We start from the raw sequence: 17,899 nt of genomic DNA, 5'->3' as shown, positions 1-17,899 counted from the left end.
CATTGAATCCGGCAAGTATCTGGCAATAATTCGGAGTTTCACAGGCCTAACGAATGGAACTGTCGGAAACCGGAGTTTATGATGAACTCATAACACTTTGAGGAGGCGCTGTGAGTACCGGTGCGAAGAATATTCGGCTCGGAGCCGGAACCGAACCGCTGGACGCCATCGACGAGCGGCTGCTTGCCGCCCTCGTGGAAGACGCCCGGATCTCAAACAAGCAGCTGGCCGAGCTCGTGGGCATTGCCCCGTCCACGGCGCTCATGCGCACGCGCGCCCTGTCCGAACGCGGCATCATCCAGGGATTCGAAGCGAAATTGAGCCTATCCGCCATCGGACGGTCCGTCCAGGCGCTCATCGCTGTAAGGCTCCGGGCCCACGACCGCGAACAAATCGACCGGTTCACGTCACGGGTGCCGCGGCTTCCGGCCGTGCTGTCCACGTTCCACACCTCGGGTTCAGTGGACTACCTGCTGCATATTGCCGTGGCGACCACTGAAGACCTGCGCGACTGGGTCCTGGACAACCTCGCCACCGATCCCGTGGTGGGCCACACCGAGACCACGCTGGTGTTCGAACACATCCAGGGCAACCACGGGCCGCTGCCCGACTAGCCTGCCCCGGGGTCCCGGCGTCAGTGCCAGATATAGAGCCCCGAATGCGCGGCGCCCATGATGTCACTCCGCAGGACATCCAGCTGCTCCCGGCGGAGCGCCGCCTCGCGCTCATGCACGGCCCAGTCGGAGAGGATGACCCGCCGGCGTTCCGCCCAACGGACCAGTGCGGCACCCAACGCGGCTGCAGCCGATTCGACGACGGTGGGCCGGCGGTACGGGCCGCAGGCAGTCGAACCGGCGGCGGATAATGCGCTCATGGCACGTTCCTTTCAGGACTTGCTGATTGTTGATTCCGTGAACTGTGGCCCCTGCTGCCGGCCGATGCGGGAACGCCGAGGATGGGGAAGGCATTGAGATGGATCTGGACCGGTCGGGCGCCTTCCTGCTCGCCTTCGTTCCTGATGTCCTCCAGCAGCCGGTGGCCGTAGGCTTCCAGGGCGGTGGTGTACCTCGCCAGCTGGTCTGCCGTGAGCCTCGCATTTGCTGTGCTGATCAGGGCGGCGTGCAGCCATTCGGCATCAAGGCTTTCGCTGCCGTGTGCCATGAAGTCCGCCAGGACGGCCTGCCTGCTGTGTTCAAACTCGCGGGTGACCAGCCGGGAGGCTTCCTCGGTCGCCGGGGACGTGGCCAGCTCCGGCGATGTGATCTGGATGGCTCCGCGGGGGCGTTCCCACCAGCGCTCCCGCGCCGTGCCCTTGCCTTCGACTTCACGGACGAAGTCGTGCTTCGCCAACTGGCGCAGGTGGTAGCTGGTGGACCCGCTGGACTCGTTGAGCAGTTCGCCCAGGCTGCAGGCCGTCTGTGCCCCGTAGCGGGAGAGCATCTCGAGTATCTGCACCCGCAGCGGATGCGCCAGCGCCTTCAGCGATGCGGTATCGACCCGGCGTACCGGGAACGTCGGCTCCTGCGCGGCCGGCAGATCCTCATCCGTTGCGCCTTCGGCGGTCACGGCTGCAGCTGATGCCACATCGGGTGAACTCTTCATACGTCAAAAATACGCTTGCAAAGAAACCTTTGCAAGGGTTTCTTTGCAACTACTTCTTTGCAAGCATTTCTTTGCAACATCTTGTTTGCCTGCAGGCCGGTGCAGCCCTGTCCAGCCGGGGACTAGCCGTGGCGCCGCAGCCCCGGACGCCCGGCGGGTGGCTCAGGCCGGCTGGCGGAGTGCGGCAGCCAGCGTCACGGCGGCCAGGGCGAACGCCGCGACAGCGCAGAGCACCACAAAGCCCGTCACGGCCGCCTGCAGCCCGTAGGCGGCCGTCGCAAGTCCCAGCCCGATCACCGGGAGAGCGCTGCCGAGGTAGGTGATCACGTAGACCGTGCTGATGATCTGGGCATGGCGTGATGCTTCGACTTTTCCAGCCACGTCGTTGAACACGGTCCGGAAGGCCACGCCCTGGCCAACACCCGCGGCGAGGCTGGCCGCAATGAGCAGCCACGGACTGGTCCAGGCGGCGGCAGCGGCAATCAGCAGCACCGATACCGCCAGTACAGCCAGGCCGGCAGGCACCACAAACCTCCCGCGGACGGCGAGCAGCTGGCTGAGGGCGGAAGCGCCGAGGGTCAATCCGGCGAGCACGCCGATCAGCGGGCGGGAGTCGGCGCCGACGATCTGGGCAAAATAGCCCGGAGCCAGCGACAAGCAAAATCCGAAAACGGTAAAGCTCAGGAACCCCACGGCGGAGGCCAGCCAGAAGGCACCGCGGGCTTCCCGCGAAACGGACGGGCGGCGGGGTGCCAGTACCTTCAGCGGCTGCGGCCCCGAGACGGAGGTGATGGCCGGCCGCGCCTTGAGCAGGTACAGGGGCACCAGCATGGCGATGAGGACCACCGAATGAAGGTAGTAGGGCGTGGAGGTCGGTCCCGGCAGGAGGGACAGGATTCCGCCGATGGCCGGACCGGCCGCCACTCCCCCGGCGGATGCCAGCAGGGTGAAGCGTGAAGCCCAGTCGGGGCGCGTGGGTAGCAGTTCGCGCAGCGCCGCTGAACTTGCGCCGGTGGCGAGGGCAACGGCAACACCCTGGAAGGCGCGCCCGGCGGACAGCATCGCCAGGCTGTCCGCGTTGGCGAAGATCATTCCGCCGAACAGGCCGACCACCACGGCGAGGAGCAGCGCCGCCCGGCGGCCGATGTGATCGGACCAGTGCCCTGCCAGCATGAGAGTGGACACCAGGGCCAGGACGTAGGCGGAAAAGGCCACGGTGATTCCGAAGGATCCGATGCCAAGATTCGCCTGGAGCAACGGGTACAGCGGGGTCGCGAGGTTCGCGCCAACTAGGAGCGTGAAGATCACCACGCCGGCCATGACCAGCCGTGCCGTAGTGGAAGCGTCCCATGCCCAGCCCCCGCCGGTAGCCGGACGCATGCGGAGTTCGCTGAAGACAGTCATCTACGTGCCTTTGCCTGCAGTGCCTGCCCCGGGCCGTTCCTTGTGGGAACACCGCGGGCCGGGCGAAAGAAATTGTTACCTACAGGATGGTCTACTCATGACCTTGGCTATCAATATTCGTGCCAATATTGATCAAAATAGTCAATGATGCCTGGCGGATATAACCCGGAGTGATGATTTGAACAGCCTGGACAACACGGATCTGAGAATCCTGCTCGAACTGATCCGCGACCCCCGGGTGCAGATCGGCGAACTGAGCGAATCCCTGGGCATCGCCCGCAACACGGCGCAGTCGCGGGTCCGCCGGATGCTCCGTTCCCGCCTGCTGCACGACGGCGGACGGGAAATTGACCTTGAGGCGGTGGGGTACGACGTCGTCGCGTTCGTGACGATCGAAGTCAGCCACCGGGAACTTGACGGAGTGGTGGGCGCCTTGCGCCTGATCCCGCAGGTCCTGGAGGTCCACGAGATCTCCGGGCGCGGAGACGTCTGGTGCCGGGTGGTGGCAACGGATACCCACAACCTGCAAACAGCGCTGCGCTCGATCCTCAGGATCAAGGGCGTGATCCGCACGGAGACCGTCCTGGCGCTGCATACGCACATCCCCTACCGGACGGAACCGCTCATCAGCCGGCTCGCGCAGAGCCGGGCTGAGGCGGCACCACGCAAGTGACTGGGATAATGACTCGTGACCATCATTGACAACGCCGTGTACGTGGACGGCCACCGGACCGCAGAGCCGTACAACCTCGAGCAGACCTTTGAGACACTGGCGGACCATGGCGGCATGGCCTGGATCGGGCTGTACCGGCCCACCGAGGCCGAAATGTCTGCAGTGGCAGAGGAGTTCGGCCTTCACCTGCTCGCAGTGGAGGATGCCATTTCGGCCCACCAGCGGCCCAAGCTGGAACGCTATGACGACGTCCTCTTCACTGTGCTCCGCCCCGCGCGGTACCTCGACGAAACGGAAACGGTGGAGTTCGGCGAACTGCACGTCTTCACCGGCAAGAACTTCGTGATCACGGTCCGGCACGCGGAGACAGCCGGCGTGGCCCAGGTACGGCAACGGCTGGAGAGCCGCCCGGAACTCCTGTCCCACGGGCCCGAAGCCGTGCTGTACGCCCTGATGGACCGGGTGGTGGACGACTACGTACCCGTGGTTGCAGGCCTGGAAAACGACATTGACGAGATCGAGGACCAGCTGTTCAGCGGGGACTCCGCGGTCTCCCGGCGCATTTACGAGCTTGCCCGCGAAGTGATCCAGTTCCAGCGGGCCATCCATCCACTGCCGGGAATGATGCAACTGCTCCGGCGCGGGTTCGACAAGTACGAAGTCAACACGGACCTGCAGCACCACCTCCGCGACGTCGAGGACCACGTGGAGCGGCTGATTTCACGCGCCGACACCTTCCGGGACATCCTCCAGAACGCGCTCACCCTGGACGGCACCCTGACCGCCAACCGGCAGAACGAGGCTAGCGCCCAGCAGAACGAGCAGGTCAAGAAGATCTCGTCGTGGGCGGCCATCTTCTTCGCGCCGTCCTTCGTGGCGGGCGTCTACGGCATGAACTTCGACAATATGCCGGAACTTCACTGGACGCTCGGATACCCCCTGGCGATCTCCATGATGGCGGCCACCGCCGCGCTGATGTACGCCATTTTCAAGCGGAAGGGCTGGCTCTAGGAGCCACCGGCATGTCGGATGCATTCGATGCCGGACAGCAGCCCCCTTACCGGCCGGGCAGGCTGCTCATTCCCGGCACAGCCCGCCAGCTGGGCACGTTCGGCCTGTTTGAACCCGCGCCCGGCCAGCGGCGAACCCTTGACGTGGCCGGCAAGCCGCTGGCCGTGAAAAGCGCCGAAGGCGACCTCTTGTGGGTCGGCTTCGGCGAACTCACCGGCGGACCGGCGTCCGCCGGGGACTTTGCCGCGCTGGCTGCCCGGTTCGGCGAGTGGGTGGTGGACGGCATCCCGGCCCAGGCTGTTGCCGGCGGAACGCCGGAGTGGCGCCTCTTCCTCGACGTGGTGGAGCTGCTGTTTGCCGCGGACGTCACGCTGTTCGTTGTCGGTGCGGTGCTTCCGGATTTCGGCGCCGGCAGCCCGCTGGCCCTCCTGCTTCGCGTTGAATCCGACGAAGACCTGCCGGAAGGGCCTTCGTCCGGAAGCTAGCCCCGGGCGGCCGGAACGAGCGTCACGGTGCCGGCGCCGCCGTCGACCTCTATCTGCTGTCCGCTGGCGATCCGGCGGGTTGCCACCCCGGTGCCCAGCACTGCCGGGATGCCGTACTCCCTGGCCACAATGGAGCCGTGGCTCAGCGGCCCGCCAACGTCCGTGACCACGGCGGATGCCATGGCAAACAGCGGGGTCCAGGCGGGAGTGGTGATGCGCGCCACCAGAACCTCCCCCGGCTGCATCCGGGAGAAGTCTTCGGGACCGGCCAGCACCCGGGCCGGAGCGCTGACCCGGCCCTGGCTGGCGCCGACTCCTTTGATGGTGTTCCCTTCCTGGTCCTGGGATCCTTCCGGCATCATCCCGGCGAGGGATTTCTGCAGCCACCGGATCTCGGGCAGCATTTGCGGCGGAGACGCATTGCGCTGACCCCGCCACCGCATCTTGCGCTCCGCGACTGCCTCCGCCAGGACGGGCCGGCCGGCACCGGTGATGGCCGCCGGGCTGCTGGCGGCGGCAAGGCCGAATTCGACGGCGCTGCTGAGTTCCCCGTACCGAAGCCAGAACACATCGCCGGGGTCGGCGATGAGTCCGGCGGCTGCCAGCCGCTGCCCCAGTTCGCGGAGCATGCGCCGCATCAGGGGCCAACCGAGTCCGACGTCGGCGAGGGCGTCCTCGCGGATCGGCGCCGCCCCCTGCGCCCACCGGAGCAAACGCACAAAGACGGCCCTGCGGGCCGGGTGCAGCCGGGAAAGTATCGTTTCGGTGCTGTCCTCCCGCCGGCCGGCAGCGAGCGCCTGCCGGCGGTGGGGGTCGTTGCCCTGCCCGCGCAGGTAGAACTTCAGCGTGTCCAGCAGCGGCGACGGGTCGTCCGCCGGCACGGGGTTGACGAAGTCAAGGTTGTAGACCGTGTGCCCGTAGTGGTCCAGGTGGAGCTGGAACCGGTGTTCCCACTGCCCCCACAGCCCGGGATCCATCTCCTCCGGAGTCGTCCCCGAAGCCTGTGCCCGGGCGAGGGATTTGGTTGGCGTCCCCAGGATGGCTTCGGCGAGCCCAGGGACTGTGCGCGACCAGCGGGCGAGGTCGAAGAGTGCCTTTTCCGCCCGGATGGGTTCGCTGTCGTAGCCGAGCAGGAACGCCGGCGCAGTCGGGTCGCCGTCCTGCCGGACGAACCTGTCGTAGAACTTCTGGAAGGCGAGTTCGCTGGATGTCGCGACCGGAATAATAGACTGTACTGCTGTGTAGTACACGGTTCCGGCATCCAGGAGGGCCGACACCCCCTCGAGGAGCTCCTGCCCGGTGAGGTCTGCAACGGGCTTGGCCGACCAGGATTCCACCACGCGCACGTAGCGCGGGTGCGAGTAGTCTCGCCAGCCTTGGATCCCCATGTGAGCTTCGCCCCGGATGAGGGCGCGGACAGCGGCCGGCGTTTTCCCCATCAGCCGCCATAAGGCCGCCGTGCGGTAGTAATAATAGGCGTAGCCGTTGATCGCGGGAAGGCCCAGATCGCCGGTGCGGAGGCTGCTTTTGCCGAACGCCTCGTCCATCAGGGCGTTCAGGGACCGCGAGACCGAGCCGTCGATCAGGTCCCCAAACAGGGGCGAGAGCGGATCGGGCAGCTGCTCCACGATGCTGGCCCGGAAGTAGAGCCCCTTGGGGTAGGGCACGCTCCAGTCGCGCGGGGTCTCCCCGGCCGGCTCGGGCAGCGCAGTGATGGGCCGGGACTGCAGGATGAAGAATTCGTTGCCCACCAGCGCCCACTCGATGTCCTGCGGGGAACCGAAGTGCCGGGCGATGCGTGCCCCGTAACCCGCCAGGGTGGCCGCAGCGGCATCGTCCAGTACCGGTTGATGCCTGCGGAACGCCGGCACGGGCTCCTCCCGCGTGCCCCGGCCGGCATAGACCGTCATGACTTCCTTGTCGGCCGTCCGGCGGGAAACCACCGTCCCTGTCGCGGCCTCGACGACGACGTCGTCGGTGGAAACGGCTCCGCTCACCACGGATTCGCCCAGGCCCCACGCGGCACCGATCACGATCTGGTCGCGGCGACCGGTGGCGGGGTTGGCAGTGAACATCACGCCCGCGGCATCCGCGTCCACCATCTGCTGGACCACCACAGCCAACCGGACCTGGTCCGGCCGGATGCCCTCCCGCGAACGGTAGGCCATGGCGCGGGAGGTCCAGAGGGAAGACCAGCAGGTGATGACCGCCTCCATCAGGGCGTCGGCGCCCCGCACGTTGAGATACGTGTCCTGCTGGCCGGCGAAACTGGCCGAGGCGAGGTCTTCGGCGGTGGCCGACGACCGTACCGCCACCGCCGGTTCCGCGCCTTCGCCAAGGCCGGCGCCCTCGCCTGAGCCGGGGCCGGAGTCCGGGGCGGGGCCGGAGTCCGGGGCGGGGCCCAGCTGGTGATAGGCGGCGCGGAGTTCGGCTGCTATCGCTTCCGGGATCATTCCGCCGGCGAACAGCCCGCGGATCCGTGCCGAGGCGTCCTCGTAGTCCTGGGCGCTCGCGGAGGGCGGCAACGCGGCGTACTCCTGGATGCGTTCGGCCAGCTCGTTGCTGTGGACGAACAGCTCGTAGGCGGCCGTGTTGAGCAGGAATCCCGGCGGTACGGGAAGTCCTGCCCGAACCAGTTCGCCGAGCCCGGCACCCTTGCCCCCCGCCGTCGGGACGTCGCTCCTGCCGACCTCGCTGAAATCATCGATGTAGTCCATGACGACGGCGCCTCCTGTCCGGCGGGGGCCACGCAGCCCCTGATTCACAACATACTGGCACGTGGGGAGGCGTCATGCCATGGCCCGACGCCACCGGAAGGGGAGCTGATACGAGGCCCTTCCGCTGCCTGGCCCGGGTCCCTAAGGTGGGTCCATGGCTGATGCATTTTCCTCCCTCGTGGAGGCATTCAGGAACGTGGGTGTGGCGAGGGCGTACGGCGCTCCGGTGCAGGTGGGCGGTGAGGAACTCGTTCCCGTGGCGCTGGTGTCCTTCGGGTTCGGCGGCGGCGGCGATTCCGGTACCACGGGCGGAGGCAGTCCCGCAGTCGCAAGTGCTCCCACGGGCGCCGGCGGCGCTGAAGGCGGCGGAGGAGGCGGCTTCGTCCTCCCGCTCGGCGCCTACACGACGAACGCGCAGGGCCGGGTGGTGTTCCGCGCCAACACGCTTACCCTTCTGCTGGGACTGGTTCCGGTGGTATGTGCCGTGGGAATGTCCGTTCGCGGGGTGCTCAAGACGGTCAGCGCAGGCCGGCGGTAGCCTTGATCCAGTCCAGCTCGTACGGAATCGAGGCCGACAGGTTCAGGTAGGCCGGTGACGGCGGCAGTTCGATGGCGTTCGTTACACCCACCAGCTTCTGTTCACCGTGGTCGGACCAGACGACGGGACCACCGCTATCGCCGCGGTTGGCTGTGGTGTGCGGCGAAAACGTGCAGAACTGCCAGGGTCCCGCAATGTCCGGGCAAGATTCGGCAGGAACTGTCGTGAGCTGGGTTTCCATAAGCCGGCGCGCCGGGTCGCACGGGTCTGCCGCGTTGAACGGGTCCCCGGTGCAGCCGTAACCGGCCACCGTTACTTCCTCCCCGACGGGAGCCGGTGTGGAGGCCAGCTGAACGGTGGGCTCCGAGACCGCAGACTGCAGGAAGAGCAGGGCAATGTCGTCCTTGATCAGCGCGGGGTTGTAGTGCGGCGAAGCAACGGCCCTTGTCACCCCCACGGTGTATGCGGAACGCTTTTGGCCGAAGTGGAATGTCACGTCGATGGCGGACGGACTCCGTCCGTTGTTGCTGATGCAATGCGCCGCCGTGACCACCACGTCTTCCTTGATCAGGGACCCCGTACAGGAAGCAATCCCTTCCGGGTAGGCCAGCTGGACCTTGGCGGCCCACGCATAGTCGTCCGAGTCCGCACTGCTTCCGTTGTAAACGGCCTGGGCCGGCGCGGCCGTTGCGGCCGCAAGGACTGCCGCAAAGACCGACGACAGCAGCCTGGCCACGACGCGCCGGTGCCGCCGTTCGGAATCCAGGAATATTCCGCCTTCGCGGGGCGTGGTCTGCGGGGGGATTCTGTTGCGCATGAGGTTGCTCCTCATCAGTGCCTGAAGCTATTTGCGGATGTGGTGAAGGAACCGGAACGAACCCAGGTCCCCGGAGATCACACATCTGCCCCCAGTCGCAGCACCATAACTCTGCTCCTCCCCGCAAGCGGCCGTCAAGCGCGATTGGATGCGGGCCCTCAAATACCGGGGCGGTGACAGCTACGCGGCACGCACCTCGACCTCACCAGGCAGGGCCGCGTCGGCACCGAAGACCAGGTAACGGTTGGCGATCTTTTCACTGAAGAACCGGTCATGGCTGACCACCACCACGGCACCCGGAAAATGCATCAGGGCCCGTTCCATGACCTGGGTGCTGGACAGGTCCAGGTGGTTGGTGGGTTCGTCAAGCAACAGGACCGACGCGCCGGACAGCAGGCACTGCGCCATCGCGACCCGGGCTTTCTGGCCGCCGGAGAGGTTCCCGATTTTCTGTTTGAGATCCGCTTCGGAGAACTGGAACATTGCCAGGAACCGGTTGACAGACTTTCTGGTGGCGCTGAAAGCCAGGCTGTCCGGCAGTGCGTTGACTGCGTGCGAAACGGTGTCGGCGTCGTCGAGCTCTTCAAGCATCCGGTTGTAGGAAACGAAGCCGGGACCCTTTGCCCAGGAGACCACGCCGGCGTCTGCTTCTTCCTCACCCGTCAGCACTTTCAGGAGGGTGGATTTTCCGCTGCCGTTCGCGCCCAGCACCACGATCCGGCTCCCGCGCCTGATCTCGAAGCCAAGGTCGTTGAAGAGTGCTTTGTCACCGTAGGACTTGGCCAACCCCTCCACGCGGCAGAGTACGTCCTTGACGTGCAGGCCGCCGTAGATCTCGGTGACGATCTGGTCCACCGGGCGGGGTGTACGTGACTTCTTGATCTTGGCCAGTTGGTTTCCCAGCCCGCGGCTGGCGGCCTTGGCGGCTTCGCGGCGGTCGGCGATCCCTTCAGCCTCGAAGGCCAGCAGTTCGGATTCGTGCACAAACTGCTGTTCCAGGGATTTGAGCCGGAATTGTTTCTGCACGATGTATTCGCCAAAGTTGCCGGGGTACTCATGCAGGTGGAAGTTCTCCACTTCGATGATCCGGGTAACCACGGCGTCAAGGAACTTCCGGTCGTGCGAGACGATGATTGCGGCACCCTTGAAATCCCGGAACCAGCTTTCAAGCCATTCGACGCCGGCCACATCCAGGAAGTTGGTGGGCTCATCCAGCAGCAGCACATCGGGGTCCTCAAGGAGGATCTTTGCCAGCGCGGCCCGGTTGCGCCAGCCGCCGGACAGTTCGTCAATGGCGCAGACCCTGTGGGCCTCGCTGAAGCCCAGCGTCGTCAGGACCTTGTCGATGCGCCGGGGATAGTCCCAGCCGTCGAGGCGGTCCATGTCCTCGAACAGTTCGGCCTGCCGGGTGATGAGCCGGTCAAGTTCTGCACCGGCCGGGTCTGCTGCGATGGCCGTGTCGATGGACGCCAGTTCGGCCTCCACCGCCTTGATGCCAGAGAACAGCCCGTCCAGGACCTCGGTGATGGTTGATTCCCCGTTGAGTTCGGAGAACTGCGAAAAGTAGCCGATCCTTGTTCCCGGATCCACCGTAACGGTTCCGGATTCCGGGGAAATCCGGTCAAGGACGAGTTGGAGCATGGTGGTCTTGCCGGACCCGTTCTTGCCGATGAGCCCCACCCTGTCGCCCGGCTCAAGACGGAAGTACGCCTCCCGCAAAATCATGGTGTTATCGAATCGCACGCTGACGTCATGCAGCCGGACAAGGCTCATTGCTGCTGTCCTCTCGAGGGGTGGTTCGTGGGCGCGTGGTGCCGGACCGGCAACAAGAAAACTCCCTCACCCGGCGGTGGCGCCGGATCAGGGAGCTTATTCTGTGGAGCTAAGGGGATTCGAACCCCTGACCTCTTCGATGCGAACGAAGCGCTCTACCAACTGAGCTATAGCCCCGGGCAGCTGCCCTTCCCTCGGACCAACTTCGGGAACAGGCAAACCGGTGTCCCTAGGCTACAAACTATCGGCGCGCTTCGCCAGCCAGCTCCGGAATGTCTCGCTTCCGAACCGCTGCTCGGGAACCAGGTCCCGGCCACCATCCGCGCGTTTTGGGCATAGAAAGCCCCAGGCAGCAATCGGCTGCCCGGGGCGGAGAGGCTGGCTAGGCTCGGCGGCGCTGCAGGACGTCGTCCAGGTTGCTCAGGGCGCTCTGAGCTTTGGTCAGGGTCTTGGGAGCGCTTCCGCTGGCTGCCGGTGCCGCGGCCGGACCCTGCTTGAGGGACGGTTTGCCAACTGCTTTCGGAGCCTCCGGCAGGTCCAGCGGCTCCGGGGCGGCCCGTTCGGCCTTGGCGGCTTCCACGTAAGTGGGCTTGGGAACGTCGACAGGTTCCCATTTGGCTTCGGCGTTGACGGCCGATCCCGGTGCGGCGGCAGTCCTCAAGGCGGTGTCGCCCGAGGCCCTGGCTTCGGCGAGGGCAGCTTCACGCAGTTCCTGGGCCGTCAGCGGCTTGACCTTTGGTTTACTTCCCGCCTCGGCATCAAAAAGCTGGCTTTCCGGGGCGTCCACGGCCGGTTCCCGGCTGGGACGAGGTACGGCAACCCGCATCTGCCGCTCGGGGGCAGTCATGGCTGCGCGGAAGGCCGCGTTCATTCGGGCGCGCCGGTCCCGCACCGCCAGCCGCCGGAGCCAGGCGACGGACGCTACAGCAGCCAAGAGGGCCCCGACAGGCAGCCAGGACGAGCCCATCCCGAACATGAGGAAGACGCCGGCCACAAGCCCGGTGAGCAGCGACACCAGTCCCACCAGCGCGAGCGCACATCGTCCGTACCGGATCCTCAGTGCGCCCGGGCGCGCCGTCGCCGCCCCCGGGCCGACGGCGGGTGTCCGGGATCCCTGCGCGGATCCGGTGGCCTGCTTGGTTTCCATTGAGTTCTCCTGCTGGGCGGCCATTTTCATGACGTTTCCGGCTTGGGGGTCTGCGGGTTCGGCAAAGTTGATTTCGGAGATCAGCTCGGCTGCGGGCTGGAGCTGATGCTGGCGGTTTCTCAGTACATACGGGGCCACCCACACAATCCAGAGCGCGACAGCGACAACAAGGATCACTGAGCTGCTAAGGGGGAAGTCCACATTCAAAACCGTATGAGCAATTAGCCGACAGCTCTGGCATTCGCTCCGGTGTGTCGCAGGGCAGGTGGCAATTCAATGGATTTATGACGGAAAACACTTGGAGAATGTCAGGGCAACGCCGGGCGGGGTCAGGCCGGCCGGCTCCTCAGCCACCTGGCCAGCAGCCCCTCGGGAACTTCCTCGGACGTGAGGGCGAACGAGCGGTGGTCCGCCCATTCGCCGTTGATGTGCAGGAACCGTGGCCGGTAGCCTTCGTCCCGGAAACCAAGCTTCTCCACAACCCGGAGGCTGGGCCCGTTTTCGGGCCGGATGTTGATCTCCATCCGGTGCAGACCGAGGCTGCCGAAGCAATAGTCCGTGGCCATGGCAACAGCCGTGGGAGCGATTCCCCGGCCGGCACACGACTTGTCCACCCAGTATCCAAGCGTGGCCATCATGGCGGAGCCCCAGATGATCGATGACACCGTCAGTTGTCCGACGATGACCGGATCCCGCTGGCCGGGTGTCCGCTCCGTGATGACGAAGGGCAGCGCCGTGGCCTGCGCAGCCTGGGCGTTGAGGGACCTGACCATCTGCCGGTAGTCGGGGAGCGCCCCTCCGGGGGCCGGATTCGAGGCCTCCCAGGGAGCCAGCCACTCAGAATTCCGGGATCGGACCGCCATCCACTCCTTGCGGTCCCGGTACCGGATAGGGCGCAGCACAATATCGCCGCATTCCAGCGTCGCCGGCCAGATGCTGCCCCGCATGGGACGTTACTTGGCCAGTGAAGCGGTGAATTGCGGCAGCCACTCGCGCAGGCCGGGGCCGAGGTCCTCACTGTCGCAGGCCAGCTGGACGCAGGCCTTGAGGTAGCTGAGCTTGTCGCCGGTATCGTAGCGGCGGCCGCGGAATACCACGCCGTAGACGCCGTACCCTTCGCCTTCTCCGGCAGCCAGTTCCTGGAGGGCGTCCGTCAGCTGGATTTCCCCGCCCCTGCCCGGTTCGGTGCGTTCGAGGACATCGAAGACCGCGGGGTGGAGGACGTAGCGGCCGATCACGGCCAGGTTGGACGGTGCTTCCGCGGCGTCGGGCTTTTCCACGAGCTTGCGGATCCGCACAAAACCGTTCATGTCGGTCTCGTCGATGTCGGCGCAACCGTAGGCGCTGATCTGGGAAGGCTCCACTTCAATCAGCGCGACCACCGAGCCGCCTGTCTTGGCCTGGACTTCAATCATTTTGCTGAGCAGCTCGTCCCGCGCATCGATCAGGTCATCGCCAAGCAGCACCGCAAAAGGTTCGTAGCCGACGTGCTGCTTGGCGCGCAGCACTGCGTGGCCAAGGCCCATCGGGTCGCCCTGGCGGACGTAGTGGATGTCACCGAGGTTGCTGGCGGCCTGGATGGCTTCGAGCTTGGTGGTGTCGCCCTTTGCTTCGAGGGTTGACTCCAGTGACGGGACCCGGTCGAAGTGGTCTTCGAGGGCGCGTTTGTTCCGGCCGGTGATCATCAGGATGTCGGTGAGGCCAACGTTGACGGCCTCTTCGACGACATACTGGATCGCGGGCTTGTCCACGACCGGCAGCATTTCCTTGGGCATGGCCTTGGTGGCCGGTAGGAACCTGGTGCCGAGTCCGGCAGCAGGAATGACAGCCTTGCGGACGGAAGTATTGGTGGTAGTCACTGGACTAATCTAGCGTCAGGGACCAAACATTGGGTAATTGCATTGACCGCCCCGGATGGCCCTCACCAAGGCCTCCGCCGGCGGGCCTGCTGACATGGAAGGACGGGCGTTGATGCCATCCAAGGACGAGATCCGCTCAGCCCACCGCACCCGGCGTGCAGCTATCCCTCCCGTCGGCCTGGAAGCCGCCGGAGCCGGTATTGCACGCCACGGCCTCCAGTGGGCCACCATGGTTGCCGCCGGCGAACGAAGCACTTTTGCCGTGTACCTGGGCGTGGGCTTCGAGCCCCCCACGCTGCCGCTCATTGCCGCGCTTCACGGAACAGGGCACCGCGTTCTCCTGCCGGTCTGCCAACCCGACCGGACACTCTCCTGGGTCTATTGGACCCCGGTGACCGACTTCATCCGCAGCAGTTACGCCCCCATCGATGAGCCGGTCGGAAAACAGCACGGCAACGAGGCCATGCGCGAAGCGGCAGGGATCTTCGTCCCTGCCACGGCAGTAGACCTATCGGGCAACCGGATCGGCCAGGGCGGGGGCTACTACGACAAGTTCCTCGCGAGTCTCGAAGATGAGGGCCTGCCGGTGCCCGCCGCTGCGGTGGTCTTTGACGACGAGGTCCTTCCCGCCGGCAGTATCCCCGCTGAATCCTTCGACCGAAAAATCCCGGTGGCAGTCACACCGTCACGCCTCGCGCAGCTGATGTGAAGCCGGCTCGCCGCGGATGATAGAATTGGCACTCAGGCCCTGCGACTGCTAAGGGAAGGAACCTGCCGAGGAACAATCGGCGGCGATTCCTGCCAGGCAGCACGGGACCTGCTCGTTTGTCCCAGAGGAGGATTACCAGTGCCCACGTATGCATACGCCTGCAAGGACTGCAGCCACGCCTTCGAGATCGTGCAGTCGTTTACCGACAGCTCCCTCACCTCCTGCCCCGAATGTGAGGGGACCCTGCGCAAGAAGTTCAACAGCGTCGGTGTCGTCTTCAAGGGTTCCGGCTTCTACCGGACCGACTCACGCGACAGCAAGGGCAGCAGCGTCTCTGCCGCTCCGGCGGCCGTTCCCGCTGCCGCAGCTGCAAGCTGACCTGAACCCGGCGTCCGCCGCCATATCCGGCGCGTGAGCGCCATCAGCGTTGGTCCGCCACTGAAGCTGCGCTGCGGCTAGCGGTTTTCCACATAGGACCTCCCCGAGCTGTCACCGCGACACGGCGCCACCGTAGCCTGACGGCATGCCATTCACCTTCCGCAACAACGGACCTTCCTCGCCGCGGCCGGGCTTTCGGTCGGGACGTCCCGGCCGTCAGCGCGTGTCCGGCGTGCAGCGATTCCCGTCATGGCTCAACCGCAATCGCAGGCTGCTGGTCGCGCTTCTGCTGTGCGCTGCTGCCGGCATTTCCGTCCAGCAAATGACGCCGGCCCCTGCCCGCACCGTCACTGCCCTGGCCTCCGCCCGTGACCTTCCCGCCGGCACTGCCCTCTCAAGCAACGAAGTGGTGCTGGTCGAGGTCCCGCCAGGGATGGTGCCCGCAGGAGCGTTCGCTGACACCGCCGCCATTGTGGGCAAGCAGTTGGCCGGACCGCTGCGCAAAGGCCAGCTGATCTCCGATACGCAGTTGCTCGGCCCGGGCCTGCTGGCCGGCACTCCCCCGGGATCGGCGGCCGTGCCCCTGAGAATGGCAGACCCTTCATCCATCCAGCTCGTGGCACCCGGCCAACTCGTCAACATCGTCATGACGAACGGCAGCGACTACGGCAAGGCCGCCGAATCGCAGGTCCTGGCGGCCTCGGTTCCCGTTCTCTGGACATCGGGCCAAGGCGGACAAAGCGGACCATGGCCGGGGACGGGCGAAACAGAAGGGCTCATTGTGGTTGCAGCGGATCCGGACCAGGCACGAGCACTCGCCGGCTCGTCAACGCAGGGCAAACTCTTTTTCGTCATGGTCGGAGCACAGGGCTAGCTGCGTCCGGACCGGCACACTCCCCCAGAAGGGAAATCAGCCCCAGTGCGGCGGTTTCTGTTCCTGAAGCCAGGCATCGTGGTCGTAGTCAGAGCCCTGATCGCCCCAGCGCTTCGGGTCATCCTCGGAAGCCTTGTTGGGCAGCACTCCCGAGGGAACGCCGGCGCCTGCCGTCTGCGGGGTCCGGTCAGGCGCTACCCTCTCGGGTGCCGTTCTGTCGGGCGCTGTCCTGCCGGGCGCTGTCCTGCCGGGCGCGGAATTGTCCGCCTCACGGTGCGGAGCGCCTTGGCTGTCCGCTGCGCTGTTGTTCGTGTCCATGCCGTTGTCCTTGATATTTTCCACTGCATTAGTGCGGGTCCTGACGGACTCCTCCGGGTCATTGCCGCCCTGTTCCAAGGATACCGAGTGCCCGTCCGGAGCGGCGGATTCGCCGGAATCGCCCGGCTCTCCACTGCCAGCGCTGCCGGAGTCGCCGCTGCCGGAACCGGCTGCCGTTGCGTCCCCGTTGCGCCGGTCGGCGCTGTTTAAGGTCAGGTTGTCCACGTCGTCCTCGAAGAACGCCTGCGACGAGGAGGTGAAGCCCGTGACAGCCGGCTTCTCCAGCCCCAGGTACCCGCCGATCCGGTCCGCGCATGCGGACGGGTCCGTGAACACCTCGATGGTCCACAAGGGCATGTAGCGCCAGCCCAATCGTTCCAGCAGCTGTGGGCGGAGCCTGCTCCGTTCACGGACGCTCATCCGCCGGTACTGCTCCGTGCCGTCTGACTCGATGGCCACCGGCCGGGGGATGTCGGCTTCGTCGTGGCCGATGGAATGCACCGGGTCCGCGGCCGCGGCCACGTCAAGCACGCCGTCGTACTGGTGCCAGACCCGGGCTCCGCGGGCGCGCAGCCTGTCACCCAGGTCTGCCACCAGGGGATCGGCGCCCAGTGCCTGCTCGCTCGCTGCTGCGCGGGACGCCGGCGTCCCCAGGTCGGTATTGCCGGCAATCTCGCGGTTCAGCAGTTCATAGAAGTCGAGGGCGCCGTGGCTGAGGCGCGTGACGTCCAGGTCCTCCGGCTTGAAGCACGTCAGCACATGCAGTGAACGCCGGGCACGGGTCATGGCGAGTGCGAATTTCGCCCGGCCGCCCTCGGCGGACAACGGACCAAAATTGTGCAGCGCGCGGCCGTGCGGTGTGCGGCCGTAACCCGGAGAGAAGATCACGTGGTCCCGGACCAGGCCCTGTGCCCGTTCCAGGTCCACCACGCGGAAAGATTCGGGTCCGGCGCTGAAAAAGCTTGCCAGCAGGGGGTAGTTGGGCAGCTGAAGGCGGATGGCCTCGCCGATCCGGGCTGCGTGGCGGAGGCTGGCCGTGACTACTGCGAGGGACGTCCGCGGGCGCAGTCGGGCATGCTCGAAGACCAGGCCCACCACCCGGTTGACCTCGGCCACAGCGGATTCCACGCCCTCCTGGTCGGCGCTCGGAAGGCCGGTGCCATCCGGCAGGTATTCCACGAGCAACGCGCGGTCGAGCCCGGTGGCCGTCTGCCCCTCGGGGAGCCGGTGAAGGCGGCCGTCGTAGAAACTCTTGCTCAGCTGCAGCACCAGCTCCTCGTCCACTGCCCTGTATGCGGAGGTCAGGCGCCGGGTCGGCAGCACCGAGGACAACGCCGTGTAGGCACTCTCCACCGCCTGATGGGCGGTCTCCCCGGCAGCGAGCCGCTCGACGCCGACCGTGAACGTGCGCGGGCTTGCGATTTTGTCGTCGCCAAAGGCAATGACCTGCTTGGCCCGGGCGATTGCCGGAAGGACTGCCTGGAGGGAGGTCGCTTCGGCGTCGAGGATGACCACGGCGTCGAACTTCTGCTCCGCTGGCAGCAATCCGGTCATGAGGTAGGGGCTCACGGACCACACGGGCACCAGCATGGGA

18 protein-coding genes and 1 tRNA gene are annotated in these 17,899 nt (G+C 66.1%); 9 read left to right on the top strand and 10 right to left on the bottom strand.

Annotated features, from left to right (window positions below; all coding sequences use genetic code 11):
* Positions 1–110: 110 nt before the first annotated feature.
* A complete protein-coding gene (locus tag PV761_RS05370) occupies positions 111–614 on the top strand; it encodes an Lrp/AsnC family transcriptional regulator (RefSeq protein ID WP_028269478.1) in 504 nt (167 codons plus the stop codon).
* A 20-nt stretch (positions 615–634) separates the two neighbouring features.
* Here the strand turns inward: PV761_RS05370 and PV761_RS05365 are convergent, their stop codons facing one another.
* The 3 genes from PV761_RS05365 to PV761_RS05355 all read right to left on the bottom strand — a co-directional run bounded on the left by PV761_RS05365 (position 635) and on the right by PV761_RS05355 (position 3,006).
* Positions 635–874 carry a 2-nitropropane dioxygenase gene (locus tag PV761_RS05365; RefSeq protein WP_347894961.1) on the bottom strand — a complete coding sequence of 80 codons (240 nt, stop codon included), beginning with the start codon at positions 872–874 and terminating at the stop codon, positions 635–637.
* Positions 871–1,602 (bottom strand): helix-turn-helix domain-containing protein, encoded by a 732-nt coding sequence (locus tag PV761_RS05360; protein WP_347894959.1) that lies wholly within the window; start codon positions 1,600–1,602, stop codon positions 871–873. Before PV761_RS05360 ends, PV761_RS05365 begins: the two co-directional genes overlap by 4 nt.
* Before the next feature lie 162 nt (positions 1,603–1,764).
* Positions 1,765–3,006: an MFS transporter gene (locus tag PV761_RS05355; RefSeq protein WP_347894958.1), complete on the bottom strand. Its 1,242-nt coding sequence runs from the start codon at positions 3,004–3,006 to the stop codon at positions 1,765–1,767.
* Between the two features lie 178 nt (positions 3,007–3,184).
* Between PV761_RS05355 and PV761_RS05350 the strand changes: the two genes are divergently transcribed.
* From PV761_RS05350 to zapE, 3 genes are read left to right on the top strand one after another with little or no spacing between them, the layout of a single operon-like run.
* On the top strand, positions 3,185–3,679 hold the full coding sequence (locus tag PV761_RS05350) for an Lrp/AsnC family transcriptional regulator (protein ID WP_347894957.1): 495 nt from the start codon (positions 3,185–3,187) through the stop codon (positions 3,677–3,679).
* A 15-nt stretch (positions 3,680–3,694) separates the two neighbouring features.
* The gene (gene corA, locus PV761_RS05345; RefSeq protein ID WP_347894956.1) at positions 3,695–4,690 is read left to right on the top strand and encodes a magnesium/cobalt transporter CorA; all 996 of its coding nucleotides are present in this window, start codon (positions 3,695–3,697) and stop codon (positions 4,688–4,690) included.
* Between the two features lie 11 nt (positions 4,691–4,701).
* Positions 4,702–5,175, top strand: a complete 474-nt coding sequence (gene zapE / locus PV761_RS05340; protein ID WP_347894954.1) for an AFG1/ZapE family ATPase — start codon at positions 4,702–4,704, stop codon at positions 5,173–5,175.
* On the opposite strand, the gene PV761_RS05335 is transcribed toward zapE, so the two are convergent.
* A complete protein-coding gene (locus PV761_RS05335) occupies positions 5,172–7,892 on the bottom strand; it encodes a PEP/pyruvate-binding domain-containing protein (RefSeq protein ID WP_347894952.1) in 2,721 nt (906 codons plus the stop codon). The genes zapE and PV761_RS05335 overlap by 4 nt on opposite strands.
* A gap of 154 nt (positions 7,893–8,046) precedes the next feature.
* Between PV761_RS05335 and PV761_RS05330 the strand changes: the two genes are divergently transcribed.
* Positions 8,047–8,430 carry a hypothetical protein gene (locus tag PV761_RS05330; protein ID WP_028269485.1) on the top strand — a complete coding sequence of 128 codons (384 nt, stop codon included), beginning with the start codon at positions 8,047–8,049 and terminating at the stop codon, positions 8,428–8,430.
* On the opposite strand, the gene PV761_RS05325 is transcribed toward PV761_RS05330, so the two are convergent.
* From PV761_RS05325 to galU, 6 genes are all read right to left on the bottom strand, one after another.
* A complete protein-coding gene (locus PV761_RS05325; protein ID WP_347894949.1) occupies positions 8,411–9,247 on the bottom strand; it encodes a S1 family peptidase in 837 nt (278 codons plus the stop codon). The two genes, PV761_RS05330 and PV761_RS05325, sit on opposite strands and share 20 nt — an antisense overlap.
* Before the next feature lie 180 nt (positions 9,248–9,427).
* Positions 9,428–11,020: an ABC-F family ATP-binding cassette domain-containing protein gene (locus PV761_RS05320; RefSeq protein WP_347894947.1), complete on the bottom strand. Its 1,593-nt coding sequence runs from the start codon at positions 11,018–11,020 to the stop codon at positions 9,428–9,430.
* Positions 11,021–11,124: 104 nt separating this feature from the next.
* Positions 11,125–11,197, bottom strand: a tRNA-Ala gene (locus PV761_RS05315).
* A 205-nt stretch (positions 11,198–11,402) separates the two neighbouring features.
* Entirely contained in the window at positions 11,403–12,368 is a 966-nt protein-coding gene (locus tag PV761_RS05310) for a hypothetical protein (protein WP_347894945.1), read from the bottom strand.
* A gap of 128 nt (positions 12,369–12,496) precedes the next feature.
* Positions 12,497–13,114, bottom strand: a complete 618-nt coding sequence (locus PV761_RS05305; protein ID WP_028269489.1) for a GNAT family protein — start codon at positions 13,112–13,114, stop codon at positions 12,497–12,499.
* Positions 13,115–13,120: 6 nt separating this feature from the next.
* Complete coding sequence (gene galU / locus PV761_RS05300; RefSeq protein WP_028269490.1) at positions 13,121–14,026, bottom strand: UTP--glucose-1-phosphate uridylyltransferase GalU; 906 nt, start codon at positions 14,024–14,026, stop codon at positions 13,121–13,123.
* Between the two features lie 112 nt (positions 14,027–14,138).
* On the opposite strand from galU, the gene PV761_RS05295 reads away from it, so the two are divergent.
* The 4 genes from PV761_RS05295 (at position 14,139) to PV761_RS05280 (ending at position 16,666) form a co-directional block, all read left to right on the top strand.
* Entirely contained in the window at positions 14,139–14,735 is a 597-nt protein-coding gene (locus PV761_RS05295; RefSeq protein ID WP_156037051.1) for a 5-formyltetrahydrofolate cyclo-ligase, read from the top strand.
* A 138-nt stretch (positions 14,736–14,873) separates the two neighbouring features.
* A complete protein-coding gene (locus PV761_RS05290; RefSeq protein ID WP_028269492.1) occupies positions 14,874–15,113 on the top strand; it encodes an FmdB family zinc ribbon protein in 240 nt (79 codons plus the stop codon).
* Positions 15,114–15,258: 145 nt separating this feature from the next.
* A complete protein-coding gene (gene cpaB / locus PV761_RS05285) occupies positions 15,259–15,987 on the top strand; it encodes a Flp pilus assembly protein CpaB (protein ID WP_347894941.1) in 729 nt (242 codons plus the stop codon).
* 133 nt (positions 15,988–16,120) lie between these two features.
* Positions 16,121–16,666 (top strand): pentapeptide repeat-containing protein, encoded by a 546-nt coding sequence (locus PV761_RS05280; protein WP_347894990.1) that lies wholly within the window; start codon positions 16,121–16,123, stop codon positions 16,664–16,666.
* Positions 16,667–17,899: the final 1,233 nt, after the last annotated feature.

It is taken from the genome of Arthrobacter sp. CC3, from assembly GCF_039907775.1.
GTDB lineage: Bacteria > Actinomycetota > Actinomycetes > Actinomycetales > Micrococcaceae > Arthrobacter.
Note: the sequence above shows the minus strand (reverse complement) of the source record. Positions and strands in the feature narration are given on the sequence as shown.